This is a genomic window from Mesorhizobium sp. M8A.F.Ca.ET.181.01.1.1, from assembly GCF_004792025.1.
GTDB lineage: Bacteria > Pseudomonadota > Alphaproteobacteria > Rhizobiales > Rhizobiaceae > Mesorhizobium.
This window is the reverse complement of sequence record NZ_SRTV01000319.1, coordinates 1-285: the sequence shown is the minus strand read 5'-3', so window position 1 is coordinate 285 and position 285 is coordinate 1. Positions and strand designations below refer to the sequence as shown.

Annotated in this window: 1 pseudogene; it reads left to right on the top strand. The window is 62.5% G+C overall.

Annotated features, from left to right (window positions below):
• Positions 1–285, top strand: a pseudogene (locus tag EN824_RS34780) (sodium:solute symporter); the annotation flags it as partial.

Here is a 285-nt window from a genome sequence, read left to right as displayed (position 1 = left end):
GATCTACGTCACCATCTTCGCTGCGATCATCGTGATTCCGACGCAACTGGGCGGCGTCGGCCCCATGTTCGGCGCGGTGCCGCCGGCCAAGCAGCTGTTGAAGGCGCCGGACGTATCGAGTCTGAACGGCTATAGCGCGTATGCGACGCTCGCAGTCGGTTCGGCGCTGGCGCTGTTCTTGTACCCGCACTCGATCACCGCGGTGCTGTCGTCGAAATCGGGCAACACGATCCGCCGCAATATGGCGATGTTGCCGGCATATTCGCTGGTGCTCGGCGCGAAAAT